13 protein-coding genes are annotated in these 12,772 nt (G+C 41.3%); 8 read left to right on the top strand and 5 right to left on the bottom strand.

All coding sequences use genetic code 11. The features are described 5' to 3' along the window. From ACHUGF_RS05585 to ACHUGF_RS05565, 5 genes are all read left to right on the top strand, one after another. Positions 1-888 (top strand): hydroxymethylglutaryl-CoA lyase, encoded by an 888-nt coding sequence (locus ACHUGF_RS05585; RefSeq protein WP_394129790.1) that lies wholly within the window; start codon positions 1-3, stop codon positions 886-888. Positions 889-939: 51 nt separating this feature from the next. Next, on the top strand, positions 940-1,641 hold the full coding sequence (locus ACHUGF_RS05580; protein ID WP_394129789.1) for a CoA transferase subunit A: 702 nt from the start codon (positions 940-942) through the stop codon (positions 1,639-1,641). 11 nt (positions 1,642-1,652) lie between these two features. After that, positions 1,653-2,309 carry a 3-oxoacid CoA-transferase subunit B gene (locus ACHUGF_RS05575; protein WP_394129788.1) on the top strand — a complete coding sequence of 219 codons (657 nt, stop codon included), beginning with the start codon at positions 1,653-1,655 and terminating at the stop codon, positions 2,307-2,309. 286 nt (positions 2,310-2,595) lie between these two features. After that, the gene (locus tag ACHUGF_RS05570; RefSeq protein ID WP_394129787.1) at positions 2,596-4,761 is read left to right on the top strand and encodes a diguanylate cyclase; all 2,166 of its coding nucleotides are present in this window, start codon (positions 2,596-2,598) and stop codon (positions 4,759-4,761) included. A gap of 101 nt (positions 4,762-4,862) precedes the next feature. Then, the gene (locus ACHUGF_RS05565; RefSeq protein ID WP_394129786.1) at positions 4,863-5,213 is read left to right on the top strand and encodes a 5-carboxymethyl-2-hydroxymuconate Delta-isomerase; all 351 of its coding nucleotides are present in this window, start codon (positions 4,863-4,865) and stop codon (positions 5,211-5,213) included. Between the two features lie 99 nt (positions 5,214-5,312). Here ACHUGF_RS05565 and ACHUGF_RS05560 read toward each other — a convergent pair whose 3' ends face one another. Further along, positions 5,313-5,798 carry a DUF1097 domain-containing protein gene (locus ACHUGF_RS05560; protein WP_394129785.1) on the bottom strand — a complete coding sequence of 162 codons (486 nt, stop codon included), beginning with the start codon at positions 5,796-5,798 and terminating at the stop codon, positions 5,313-5,315. 379 nt (positions 5,799-6,177) lie between these two features. Between ACHUGF_RS05560 and yghU the strand changes: the two genes are divergently transcribed. Next, on the top strand, positions 6,178-7,035 hold the full coding sequence (gene yghU / locus ACHUGF_RS05555) for a glutathione-dependent disulfide-bond oxidoreductase (RefSeq protein ID WP_394129784.1): 858 nt from the start codon (positions 6,178-6,180) through the stop codon (positions 7,033-7,035). A gap of 83 nt (positions 7,036-7,118) precedes the next feature. Here the strand turns inward: yghU and ACHUGF_RS05550 are convergent, their stop codons facing one another. From ACHUGF_RS05550 to ACHUGF_RS05540, 3 genes are all read right to left on the bottom strand, one after another. Next, a complete protein-coding gene (locus ACHUGF_RS05550) occupies positions 7,119-8,048 on the bottom strand; it encodes a hypothetical protein (protein WP_394129783.1) in 930 nt (309 codons plus the stop codon). Positions 8,049-8,535: 487 nt separating this feature from the next. After that, complete coding sequence (locus ACHUGF_RS05545) at positions 8,536-9,060, bottom strand: hypothetical protein (protein ID WP_394129782.1); 525 nt, start codon at positions 9,058-9,060, stop codon at positions 8,536-8,538. Then, the gene (locus ACHUGF_RS05540; RefSeq protein WP_394129781.1) at positions 9,053-9,802 is read right to left on the bottom strand and encodes a winged helix-turn-helix domain-containing protein; all 750 of its coding nucleotides are present in this window, start codon (positions 9,800-9,802) and stop codon (positions 9,053-9,055) included. Before ACHUGF_RS05540 ends, ACHUGF_RS05545 begins: the two co-directional genes overlap by 8 nt. Before the next feature lie 602 nt (positions 9,803-10,404). On the opposite strand from ACHUGF_RS05540, the gene ACHUGF_RS05535 reads away from it, so the two are divergent. Together ACHUGF_RS05535 and ACHUGF_RS05530 are read left to right on the top strand one after the other, a co-directional pair. Then, on the top strand, positions 10,405-11,214 hold the full coding sequence (locus ACHUGF_RS05535) for a cytochrome C (protein WP_394129780.1): 810 nt from the start codon (positions 10,405-10,407) through the stop codon (positions 11,212-11,214). A gap of 9 nt (positions 11,215-11,223) precedes the next feature. Beyond that, positions 11,224-11,724 (top strand): hypothetical protein, encoded by a 501-nt coding sequence (locus ACHUGF_RS05530; protein WP_394129779.1) that lies wholly within the window; start codon positions 11,224-11,226, stop codon positions 11,722-11,724. 123 nt (positions 11,725-11,847) lie between these two features. Here ACHUGF_RS05530 and ACHUGF_RS05525 read toward each other — a convergent pair whose 3' ends face one another. Further along, positions 11,848-12,534 carry a fumarylacetoacetate hydrolase family protein gene (locus ACHUGF_RS05525; protein WP_394129778.1) on the bottom strand — a complete coding sequence of 229 codons (687 nt, stop codon included), beginning with the start codon at positions 12,532-12,534 and terminating at the stop codon, positions 11,848-11,850. Positions 12,535-12,772: the final 238 nt, after the last annotated feature.

Raw genomic sequence — 12,772 nt, 5'->3', positions numbered from 1 at the left:
ATGTTGCCGAACAAGGTCAGTATTTTCGAAGTCGGCGCCCGTGATGGTTTGCAAAATGAGACTGCGGTATCCACCGCAGCAAAGCGACAACTCATTGATGACTTAGCCCATGCAGGGCTAACACGCATTGAAGCTGGCAGTTTTGTTTCACCTAAATGGGTGCCTCAAATGGCCGACTCAGCTGAAGTGTTTCACTCTCTGAACCGTCATAGTGGCGTAACCTATAGCGCATTGACGCCTAACCTAAAAGGGCTTGAGTTAGCGTTAAATGCTGGCGCTGATGAAGTCGCTATTTTTGGCGCCGCATCTGAAAGCTTTAGTCAGAAAAATATTAACTGCTCAATTGAAGAGTCTATTGAGCGTTTCATCCCTCTGATGCAACAAGCAAAGCAGCACAATATGCCAGTGCGTGGCTATGTTTCATGTGTGCTTGGCTGCCCCTATGAAGGCAGCATCAGCCATGATGAAGTCGCACGTGTCAGTGAGATTCTGTTCAACATGGGTTGTTATGAAATCTCACTGGGCGACACCATTGGTGTTGGCACTCCGCTGCAAGCACGCAAAATGGTAGAAGCTGTATCGCGCAAAGTGCCGGTCGAAAAGCTCGCACTGCATTTTCATGACACTTACGGTCAAGCTTTAGCCAATATTCTAGCCTGTTTAGAGACTGGTGTTAATGTGATTGACTCATCTGTTGCCGGTCTCGGTGGTTGCCCTTATGCCAAAGGCGCATCAGGTAATTTAGCGACTGAAGATGTCGTATACATGCTTCACGGGATGGGCATAGAAACCGGCGTTTCGCTCGAAAAGCTTGCCCTAGCAGGCAACAATATTAGTCAGGTACTAGGCAGAAAAAACGGCTCTAAAGTAGCCAATGCTTTGGGGTAGCCCAGCGGATATGAGCACTTTACACCGAACACAAATAAAAAGGACACAAACATGGCAGGACTCAACAAAGTCGTCCACAACTATGATGATGCACTGGCAGGTCTCAGTAATGATATGACCATCATGGTAGGTGGATTTGGTTTATGCGGCATTCCAGAAGGTTTGATTAATCATATGGTCAAACAAGGTGTCACTGGCTTGACCGCCATTTCGAATAACGCCGGTGTGGATGATTTCGGCCTAGGTTTGCTGTTAAAGCAGCGCCAAATTGACACCATGATTGCATCATATGTGGGTGAGAATGCCACGTTTGAACAACAAATGTTGTCAGGCGAACTGAATGTGATTTTAACGCCTCAAGGAACATTAGCTGAAAAAATCCGTGCTGGTGGCGCTGGTATTCCTGCGTTCTTCACTGCAACGGGTTACGGCACGCCAGTAGCTGAAGGTAAAGAAACCCGTGAAATCAAAGGGCGACATTACGTATTAGAAGAATCTTTAACGGCAGACTTTGCCCTCGTTCGCGCATGGAAAGCTGACACAATGGGGAATCTTGTGTTCCGTAAAACAGCAGCTAACTTCAACCCTATGATGGCCACGGCAGGTAAAATTACCGTGGTTGAGGCAGAAGAAATTGTCGAACCGGGTGAATTAGACCCTAATCATATTCATACCTCGGGTATTTACGTTGACCGCGTGATCAAAGCCAGCTTTGAAAAGCGCATCGAGCAACGTACCGTCAAACCAGCATAAGGAGCAAGCAAATGGCATTAACAAGAGAACAACTTGCTCAGCGTGTGGCAAAAGAAATGCAAGACGGTTTTTACGTCAACCTTGGTATCGGTATCCCTACGCTCGTTGCAAACTATATTCCTGAAGGCATGAATGTGATGTTGCAGTCAGAAAATGGTCTGTTGGGCATGGGCGAGTTTCCAACTGAAGACACCATTGACGCAGACTTGATTAACGCGGGTAAACAAACAGTCACGGCTGTGGATGGCGCATCTTTTTTCTCATCAGCTGAAAGCTTCGCCATGATCCGTGGTGGTCATGTGGACTTGACTGTATTAGGCGCGTTTGAAGTGGATGTGAATGGTTCAATTGCATCATGGATGATTCCAGGAAAACTGATTAAAGGCATGGGCGGCGCAATGGATTTGGTTGCTGGCGCTGACAATATCATTGTCACCATGATGCACGCTGACAAAAAGGGCAATTCAAAATTACTGCCTCAGTGTGAGTTACCTTTAACTGGGTACGGTTGCATTAAACGAGTGATGACAGACTTAGCCTTCCTAGAAATTAAAGATGGCGCTTTTCATCTCCTTGAACGTGCACCTGGCGTATCAGTAGATGAGATTGTTGCGAAAACGGCTGGGAAACTTGTAGTGCCTGAACATGTTCCAGAAATGGCATTCTAAACGGTTATATAAATTTATCGTTGAGTAAATAACTGCGCTAAATAGCAGACAATTATAAAAGCGAGCTTCAATTGAAGCTCGCTTTTTTGTGCATTATCGAACCACTTGCTAAAACTTTTCGTGACGGAATAAAAAAGCTGAAAGTAGCGAATACTTATGCTAGGAATTTCTTGTAATACAATTAATAGTTTCTCAACGTATAATTAGCGCATGAAAATGTGAATACCCATTGTCGCGGCGAGTGTATTTGATTAGTATCAAGTAAGGTGGTCACATTGGCTATGTCATGAAGTTATTCATCAAGTTACTATTAATCATATTGTTTTGCTTTCCTCTGCTCTCAGAAGCCAATGAGCGAATCCGGCTGACTGACAAACCTAGTGAAGCGATAAAGCTGCAACACAAAGACCCCTATGGTGCGATTAAAATACTTGAATCACTACCAAGAGGACTCAACTCACTCTCCCCGGAAGACAAAACCTTTGTACAAGATCTGTTATTACTCAGGCTATATGTCAAAGTGCAGCATTTGGACAAAGCAATCATTCTCATGGAGCAGTTACAACAAGCTCACCAAGATAAACCCCAATTTAAAAATTGGTTAGCGATGCTTAACGGTTATGTTTTATCATCAAACTTGAAATATTCTGCAGCTGAAATCCAATTAGATAAAGTTAATCCTGATGATTTACAAGCCGAATCCGAAACCTTTAATGCTTGGTATTTCATTGTTAAAGCTTCACTACTGGTTGCACAGAACAATTTTGAACCAGGCCTTGTCAATCTTAATCTCGCCCAAGTAATAGCTGATAAATACGATGCCCCCATACTCACCATTGCCATCTTAGAAAAGCGGCTTTTAATTACCTATTTCCAACAAGACTATCAAAAAGTATTGGATGATAGTGATGAGTTGATAAGACTTGCCAGAACATTAGAAGACAAGTTCACTGAAGTTGGAACGCTATCTAGCAAGATGAATAGCTATTACATGTTAATGATTAAACATGGTAATGAAGCGGACAATGAATCGAATCCAGTGATGCAAAGCCAACATTTACAACACAAGCAGCAATTTACCGATTTGGCTAAACAATCAATTAGCGACATATTGACCATGAGCCGAGCGATAAAAGCGGTTCACATTGAATTAAGGGCATTAATACTATTACAAAGCTTACATATTGAAGCTGAAACATTCGGCCAAGCCCTTGCAGTGTCAAGTGAAACTATTGCGCTGGCTAAACAATATAACTTGCCCTACGAACTGGGTGTTGCCTATAACAACATGTCTATTGCATACAGAGAAATGGGGAGATTTGACGAAGCTATCACCGCGTTGAACCAAGCCCACGCCTTGTATGAAGAAGTTGAAAATGAGCAATCACTATTATGGGTGTTAGAGGATTTCTCTATCATCTATCAATTAATGAATGATCATCAGCAAGCCTTGGAATACTACAAACAATGGCATGAAGCTCAACTTGCCCTCATAAAAAAAACGAATAGCAATCAGGTAATTGAACTACAAGAGCTATTTCAAAACCAAAAAAACTTAAACGAAATTGAACAGTTAAAGCAGCAGAACCAACTTCATTCAGAAAAGCTCAAATCAAAAAATATTCAACAAGCTTTTGCTGTCTGTTTTGTTATCTCCTTAATTATCTTTGTCATCAGTATCTGGCATCGTAACCGTGCGGTTCATGCCAAAAACCTGTTGTTGGATGAGCTCAATGAAAAACTCACTGAGCAAGCTATCATTGATCCGCTGAGTGGTTTATACAATCGTCGCTTCTTTACCGAATTACAGCACAATTTGAGTAATGGCATTGAAAGACAAATGATTGATAACCCTCAAACCACTAATCGCATTGGCTTGGTATTAATTGATATAGATTTATTCAAAAACATCAATGATACCTATGGACACGATGTAGGTGACGAGGTTATCCAAAACCTTGCTAGTCGGCTCAAAAATATATGCCGTAAGAGTGATTATGTGATCCGCTGGGGTGGCGAAGAGTTTCTTGTTGTCTTACCCGATACCACTCAAACAGGTTTGAAGCAGTTTTGCCAAAAGCTACTTGATGATTGCAACCAAAGTTCGATTGTTATTGATGAGAGCGAGATTACACTGAATGTCACCGTTTCATTCGGTGCGTCAACACTTCCGCTGCTGAAAGCACATCCACAATGGCTAACCTGGAATGAATCAATCAAACTGGTTGATAACCTGCTCTATTGCGCGAAACAAACTGGTCGTAATCGAGGTGTCATGATTAATGGCAAAAATATCGATGATACAATGGAAAATAAACAGCAACTGCTAAGCTCACCCACTCAGGCATTTCAACAGAATGAACCTTGGCCAATGACCAAACATACATATACGCTGCAACCTTTTAGTCACGACGAGTGCCGAAAATGGACTATAACGACCACAAGCGAATAATAGTCAATTGGCTCAACGTCAATGAAGCAAAAAAGAGCCATTGAGCCTTAGCGTCACACATTTAAGTCATGCGCTAACACGCTGCCCCATAAGGAAATATCATGCCGCATTTTATTATTGATTGTTCAGAAGACGTATTAGATAGCTATGCTGAAAACTTCATTCTTGAGCAAGTATTTCACGTAGCAAATGACACAGGATTATTTGATCCAAAGGATATTAAGGTCAGACTCAATCCTTACTCTACCTATACCGTCAATAACCAGCAGCAAGGTTTCATTCATGTGTTTGCCCATATCATGCAAGGTAGAAACACCCAGCAAAAAGCCCATTTATCACAGCAAATCGTCAGCAAGTTGGTTCAGATGTTCCCAGAGTTTGAAACTGTCTCGATGAATATCACTGACTTTGACAAAGCCAGCTACTGTAATAAAGCAAGTTTGAGTGACTAGATCATTTATTAGTCACTCAAATATCAGACCTGACATGATGGTGTGAATAACGTGACTGAGGTAACGAGCGATAACTAAACCGCTTTTGTGCCAAGCACATTATGATGCGCTTTCTGCTGAAGTATCTGGCTGCCATTTTTGAGTGAGATTAATCAGTAGGCCTGTAAGCAGACTCATGCAATACCCCAATACTGCACCAAGCAAGAGTGGCGGTAAGATGCTGGCAATATCAGCATTCATCGCAAAAGTGATACAACAACCTATAAACGCCCCTGGAATAAATGCCAGTTTCTTATTAGTTGCTTGTAAGCACATTGCCATGGTGACGATACCCGTAAGCCCGTAACCCAACATTGGCGAAGTAAACAAGCCGCTGCCAGAGATAATTAACCACCCCCAAAAAACTCCTGAAAGATTGGTTGCCATCGCCATTGCCATCCCTTTTACGCCGGTCTCGGATTGTGCAAAAAACGTGCTACAACCTAAAAAACCAATCCAAGTGATCAGATGAAACACATCAGCAATGCCAGCCCAAATAGAAGCCAGTAAACCTGCTGATATTGCAATTTGCCAACGATGTTCCATAACCTCTCCATACCAAATGCAAAACTAAGCGTTCTAAAAAATGTACAATGAGGTTAATTTACTCCGTCAGCGTTTCATTTAACGCGATCAAGCGCTCACTTTTAACAATATATTATCAATCTAAAAATCTAGGTTATTGGCTATAGCCAGCTAAACTAACGACTTCAGTCAGTTAGGTGTAATTTCATATGCAATTTAGTTTTTTCTGATAACCAATCAATCGCACAAATATTTTATCAGGGGTTTTAATTTACTTTTTGCGCCCAGATATTATATTTGAACAAACATTCAAATAGGTGTTTCAACCTTCTGTATTTGCTTTAGCGCTGATCAGCTTGATGCAACATTTATCCGCAAATCAATTAAACAAGGAACTACCATGACACAGGCATATACCCCCCCCAAAGTATGGAAAATGGAAGAGGAAAATGGCGGTAAGTGGGCAAGCATTAATAGACCTGATTCAGGGGCACGCTATGAACGAGCGCTGCCAGTTGGCAAGCATCCATTACAGCTTTATTCTTTGGCGACACCTAACGGTCAAAAGATCACTATTTTATTGGAAGAGTTATTAGCGTTAGGCGTCAAAGAAGCGGAATACGATGCCCATCTTATCAATATTGGTGAGAGCGATCAGTTTTCTTCGGGCTTTGTGAGCGTAAATCCAAACTCGAAAATCCCCGCATTACAAGATATCAGTGATCCAAAAGCAATTAGTGTGTTCGAATCTGGCGCAATTTTATTCTATCTCACTGAAAAATTTGGCCACTTCTTACCACGCACCGGAGCTGGACGTAGCCAAGTAATGAACTGGCTGTTCTGGTTACAAGGTAGTGCACCTTATCTTGGTGGTGGCTTTGGCCACTTTTATGCCTACGCGCCTGAAAAGTTCCAGTACCCAATTGATCGTTTCTCAATGGAAGCCAAACGCCAATTGGATGTGTTAGATAAACAATTAAGCCTGAGTGAATACATCGCCGGCGACGAGATTAGTATTGCAGATATCGCAATTTGGCCTTGGTATGGCAACCTCGTATTAGGTGGCCTTTATGATGCCGCTGAATTTTTGGATGTACAAAGTTACCCACATTTACTCAACTGGGCTAAAAAGCTTGCTAAACGTGAAGGTTTTGAACGTGGCAGAATCGTTAATCGAAGCTGGGGAGAGTTGTGGGAGCAAGTCCCTAATCGCCATAGTGCAGAAGATATTGATAATGTACTCGCTTTAAAGCCCTAACAGTGGCTAATACACACTTCTCCAAGGTGATAACTCCATTGCTCACATGGAAAATTATCGCCTTGGAAAGCATGTAACCTTGCTCAAAGCTTGGTTTTAATCAAGCTCTTACCCATCAATGAAGACTTTTGTTTCACTAGGCACCTTATCGTATTCACTCGTTTGCAGCAGCTTTGCTGTAATCGAAGCTCAAACTTACGTCTATCAAACTTCACATTATGTTTCTGTATGAAAGTACGATGGTATGCAATGACCAACCGTCGCCTCCAGGTTAACCTCTTTGGATTTAACTCTTTCAAATTGCGAAAATGATAGCTTAAGTGACGCCGCTGACGACAAGCGCGAAACAAAGCTAATTTATCAACTTGCCCAGTTCGATATTGCAATACTAACTGCTTTAGCGCCCCCATATGTGCTAAAGCTCTGGCAACACGATGCCCCACTCCGGTTAAGTGAATACTCTCTACACAAGTATCAAATACCTGAGCATGCTTGGTATCCACTGCATATAATGGGTCATAAATGATGGTCGTAGGTATTTGATAGTCTGACGTTAAAGATTGGCTTAACTCTGGTGACATCTCCCGACATTTGGGTTCCCAAGGTGCTAGCTGATAATCATAAGAACTGATTGGCACAATTAATAGCGCCCTATCAATACCAAGATCTGCTGAAAATTGCCTTATCGCATAACCTCCACGGCTAATACCATAACCAATACGTTCACTAAATGGTTTCAATGCCTGACCAAGTTTTATCACAAAGTCACGAAATGCTTGCGAGCCATAAATATTGTCATCGCCAATTGGATTGAATGAGATAACATTCATTTGCTGCTTTGCAAAGAAATCAAAGCTCCATACATTTGGGTGTTGCTGCTGTGCTTGACTGGGTGTTAAGGCCTGGCAACTCGGTGGAAATGTCACCATAATAGGTTGAGACATATCAAAGATTTGATACTGGATAACAACATCATCCACAGTCAAGGTGGTTTTGTGGTGTAAAGTGAACATCGTTTTCCCCCAAAAACAAGGCTCAAGATGTATTGATAATTTCAATGACATCTGCTTCAAAATTTTGCCGATTGAAACAAATATTGTTTTAAATTAAAAGTTTATCACCCAGCTTGTAACAATATCTCAGTAAATGTTTCCAAAGGATATGAGGGGACGAATACTCAGATATAAAACACACCAAACCAACATAGCAACGCAGCAACCAAACAAGACGCTAGCCGCAACACGTGTATCAAATGTATCTTTCAAGAGAGGGGGGGAAGATTAATAAACCAGTTTCACTACAGCTTCATCAAAGCAACTTTATAAGTCGCGATTGAAAGCCTCAAATGTCACCGCTTCATCATGTTATTTCTGCACAATCTAACTATTTAATATCGATAAGATAAAACTCTAGGCTGGTAATTTATCGCTCAAACAGAAGATCTTAAATCACTGTTAAAGTAATTGGTTTAAAATTGAAGGCAACTCTATTAGACAGTGATTAATTCATTCTCACTAGGTTACATGCACAAATGTTGGTACTAGGTAAGAAGTACAGCAATGCAAGATTACTTTCTTCATCAGATTTTACGATTTGAATCGTCAGGTTATGCACGCCTTCTCGTTGGATGTTCCGATTAGCAAAAGCCCGTAAATGTTTAGCATGTTGCGGTAACCCTTCAGTTTCATCGTAACGAATAAGTTCACTTTCCATCAGATTCAACACATATACATTTTTTTCTTTATAGGCGCTTAAAATATTACCTTCCATCTGCAATGTCGCAATAGGTTCACCAGACTCTGTAAAATAGCGATAACTGATGCTGGCCGAACGTTTTTGTAAGGTAAAGTCAGCTATTAGGGCATGTTTTTCTAAGGGCTCAGTATCGGTATCAGTAGATAAGAGTTCATTTCTACATGACAACACCAAGTCCACTTCAGTGGCTTTTACATGCTGATAAACAATCACAGCTGTTACTATCGCAAACAATATACCGACGGTTATGCCAACAAAGTGTTTATTCACAGAGCGATACCTCCTCTAGCCAACTTTCGGAGATAAAAGTAGGTGTTAACGTGAAATCACTGGTTTTAATGTTTCTAACAAACAAGCCACTTGAGTGACGATGCCCTTCCATAGAAATATTAAGCACTTGCATATCATTAGAAAAAGCCAAATACACATAGCGCCACTGAATTGTGGAGCACATATTTAATGCAGATAGAATTTTCTGCTCCATTTGTTCAATTTGTCTTTGGGAAGTTTGTGGAGAACGCAACCAAATTAACTCTACCTGCTGGTCATTTTCAAGGATTACACTGCGGCTATCCTTCACTGGTGAAGGTGCAGTTTTAAACCAAATATATTTGTGCATTGCACCGATACCAAACGCAAGCAGTAATGCACTTACCAGCATCGATATTTTGATAACACGCTGGCGCTTCTGCCTAGCGTACTGCCACTGAGGTTTAGCTGACTCAAGGTTTAATCGGTAACCCTTTTTAGGTACTGTTTCGATTAGTTCATTTTCTGTTTGACCAAAGTATTTACGTAGAGTAAACACTGCTTTTGCCACTGCAGAGCCACTCATGACAGGCTCAAGCGAGCCTGCACAAGCCAACTGCCCCTTGGTTAACACCTGATTTGGGTGATTAGCCAACTGCTCTAGTACTTGTGATTCAGTTCGAGTCAAATGATATTGAGCCTGAGTTTGACTATTCACCAAGGTACTGTTGGCTATATCAAACTCAAAATGCTTAATCCTCATGTTATCCCTTGCATTTATTCATTAGATTTATCTTACGCTAAGCACTATTGATAAAAAGCTGCCCTAATCACATTTCCCTTATTCGTTATACTTGTTTTGATAGTGAGTAACACAATAATGGGTTAATCGATGACCAGAAATGTTTTTCAGCAAGATGACGCCACAAAAAATACCCACAAATAAGTATAAAAATCGCACCTTCAACTCACTCCATTAGAAAAATGCGATAAACATCACAACCCAATTTAGATAATCGCAAACATAATCCACCGTAATAAGTATTACACACCGCATAACTCACCAAACTCAACATATAAACCCAAGAATACAACCTCAACCAGCATAAACAACCAAGACGTAACTATGTGTTTAATGCGAATTACGCCCAAAAATTACCGTGATCTAGATCTCATTCGAAAAATTATAACCTGCCATTATGTACCTAAGCCAGTAACACCCCGTAGTGATTGTGAAAGTCAATCTGAGTGTCGAGCAACCTCAGGTGCGCAGATAAGCAAACATTAGTTTTGCGGCAATTCAGGATGACATTCGCCACCACTTGTTTAGATGAAAGCAAGCAAAAATAAAAAAAGAAGGTACTTATGAATACATTAGACAGAAGACAAGCAATAGCTCGCATTGTTGGCATTTCTTCAGCTGCAGCAGGCGGCGCTTTATTAGCAAACCCAGTAATTGCGGCCGTGACAACTGAGTCTGGAGACTGGACTTTAGAAGTTGGAACCCGTCTAGCTTATACCAAAATGGATCCGATGGTCGTCGCCAAAAAAGCTTATGAAACGGGCAATGGCTGTATGTTCCAAGTGTTTGACAGCATTATCTCTAGCTTAGCAACATCAGCCTCACCTGATGCCGATAAGTTTGCCCAAATTCCCACTGCCATGGCCCACTATGGTTATGCTGGTATATTAGGAGAAGGTGCAGTATGCGGTAATATTAACGCAGCCGGTATGTTACTCAACCTACTCTCTATTAATGGTGAGCCAGCCAATGCATTGCTGAGTCAAACCATGCGCTTTTATGAAAATGAAGCACTGCCATATCAAGATGATGCTTTCATCGATGGTATTGGTGCAGATAAAACTGAAACGCTTGCACAAGTCGGAACGCCTACAACAGCAAACAGCATTTTATGTCACTCATCTATCAGCTTGTGGGCCAGTGAAAATGGTAAGTCATTTTCTGAAAAAGGCATGCGCTGTAAACAACTTTCGGCCTCTGTGGTTTATGAAATCGTCACTATGTTGAATAAAGCTATGGACGGCGAAACAGTCAATGACCACCCTATCACCGACACTGTAGAAAATTGCCAAAGCTGCCACACTTCCGGCTCGACTTTCGCACCGAGTGTTAAAACTAATATGACTTGTGACAATTGCCATGGCGGTCACTAGGGAAAGCAAATGAAAAAATCAATTTTATTACTTATGGGAATCGGTTCGTTAGCACTGGTTGGCTGTAATAGCGATGATGACACCACTGCGGCCCCTGTTGAACCTGAGCCGCCAGTTAGTGAAGTGCCAGAGTCCCCAATCGGTATCAATGATACTACGAGTCTCACGGCGCAACTGGTAGAGTCCAATTTAGAAAAAGGTACCTTTACTATTGCGTTAACAGGCGATGATGACCGAGTTGTCACTGGCGCAGAAAGTATGAATGTGATGTTGTTTGGTTACCCAACCTGGAACAGCAATCCAACCAAGTACGCTATAGCTTGGCATCAAGGTCAGTTATATGGTTGTGAAACTGAAAGTGACTGTGCCCTAGATGTTGTTGAAGTCAGTGAAGGCACCTACTCCATCGCCGTAGATAACATTGTTTGGCAACAACATATGGCAAATTATAAAGTCGCAATGGAAGTCATGGGAGACAATGTACACTTGGAATATGGCTACTTAGAATAACAGTTAAATGCCCTCAGCGCGCCTCTTGGCGACTAGTTTTAGCTAGTCGCCTTTTTTGTTTATTTTGAAGAGCAATGGATCCGTATGTTAGCAATAAACACGCTTAGTTTATTTCAGTTTTGCTTAGCACGCTTGCCAACTGTGTGTCAGCAACGGCTGCTGTTGCTTCATAGCCAGCTTTAATTGCTCATCTGATTCATAATCTAAACCTTGCCATAGCTTAACGGTAAACCAGCTGTCTTTTGTGACAACACCAACGCCTTTTGGCGTGCCCGTCATCAATACATCACCATCTTCAAGATCCATGAACTGAGCTAAGTCATCCAGTATATGCTTAAGGGAATACATCATTAACTGACTATGTCCTAGCTGCATAAGTTGGCCATTAATCTCCAGTGTGAAACTCCAAGTTTGCATTGTTGCGTCCATTTCAGCGGGCAAAGTGATAAACGGCGAAAATACTGCACTGCCATTAAACGCTTTGGCACGTTCCCAAGGAAGTTGACGCCGTTTTAATTCAGATTGTAACTCGCGCTTAGTTAAATCAAGCCCAACTGCGACAGCTAATAATCTGTTATTTTGAACACTAAAACATAGTTCAGTTTCGTAATGTAAGACTTGTTGATGCCGACTATTAAGCTGTTCACTAATCGCTGAATTGGGCTTTACAAACATAACCATCTGCGTGGGTATTTCATTGCCTAACTCTTGAATATGTGCCACATAATTTCGACCAATACAGATAATCTTTGAGGGGGTGCTCTCATTTTTTTGATGAGTTTCACGGGTGATAATACTGATATGTTGCATGAATTATTGCCTCAAAGTACTACAAAGGGATCTCACAATTTTGTATTCAATAACACATTAATAGCGCAAGCGAAATAGTGATGAGGTTAAGCGAAACTATATTAATCAGCTATTCTTCTAAGTAATGCAAAAGGTTGATCTATTTAATTTTCAATCGTAGGTTAAACAAAATAATAGCATTAAGACGGCTTTGTTCATCACTGGTTTTTAAGTGTTGACAAAACTAGCTAGGTGATTG

Origin of the sequence: Shewanella maritima, from assembly GCF_043643735.1 — a bacterium.
GTDB lineage: Bacteria > Pseudomonadota > Gammaproteobacteria > Enterobacterales > Shewanellaceae > Shewanella > Shewanella maritima_A.
Note: the sequence above shows the minus strand (reverse complement) of the source record. Positions and strands in the feature narration are given on the sequence as shown.

Bases quoted from the DNA above. Each gene is read 5' to 3' on its own strand.
- yghU (WP_394129784.1), top strand. From the start codon at position 6,178: ATGACACAGGCATATACCCCCCCCAAAGTATGGAAAATGGAAGAGGAA.
- ACHUGF_RS05560 (WP_394129785.1), bottom strand. From the start codon at position 5,798: ATGGAACATCGTTGGCAAATTGCAATATCAGCAGGTTTACTGGCTTCT.
- ACHUGF_RS05530 (WP_394129779.1), top strand. From the start codon at position 11,224: ATGAAAAAATCAATTTTATTACTTATGGGAATCGGTTCGTTAGCACTG.
- ACHUGF_RS05525 (WP_394129778.1), bottom strand. From the start codon at position 12,534: ATGCAACATATCAGTATTATCACCCGTGAAACTCATCAAAAAAATGAG.
- ACHUGF_RS05585 (WP_394129790.1), top strand. From the start codon at position 1: ATGTTGCCGAACAAGGTCAGTATTTTCGAAGTCGGCGCCCGTGATGGT.
- ACHUGF_RS05580 (WP_394129789.1), top strand. From the start codon at position 940: ATGGCAGGACTCAACAAAGTCGTCCACAACTATGATGATGCACTGGCA.
- ACHUGF_RS05550 (WP_394129783.1), bottom strand. From the start codon at position 8,048: ATGTTCACTTTACACCACAAAACCACCTTGACTGTGGATGATGTTGTT.
- ACHUGF_RS05565 (WP_394129786.1), top strand. From the start codon at position 4,863: ATGCCGCATTTTATTATTGATTGTTCAGAAGACGTATTAGATAGCTAT.
- ACHUGF_RS05535 (WP_394129780.1), top strand. From the start codon at position 10,405: ATGAATACATTAGACAGAAGACAAGCAATAGCTCGCATTGTTGGCATT.
- ACHUGF_RS05575 (WP_394129788.1), top strand. From the start codon at position 1,653: ATGGCATTAACAAGAGAACAACTTGCTCAGCGTGTGGCAAAAGAAATG.
- ACHUGF_RS05570 (WP_394129787.1), top strand. From the start codon at position 2,596: ATGAAGTTATTCATCAAGTTACTATTAATCATATTGTTTTGCTTTCCT.
- ACHUGF_RS05540 (WP_394129781.1), bottom strand. From the start codon at position 9,802: ATGAGGATTAAGCATTTTGAGTTTGATATAGCCAACAGTACCTTGGTG.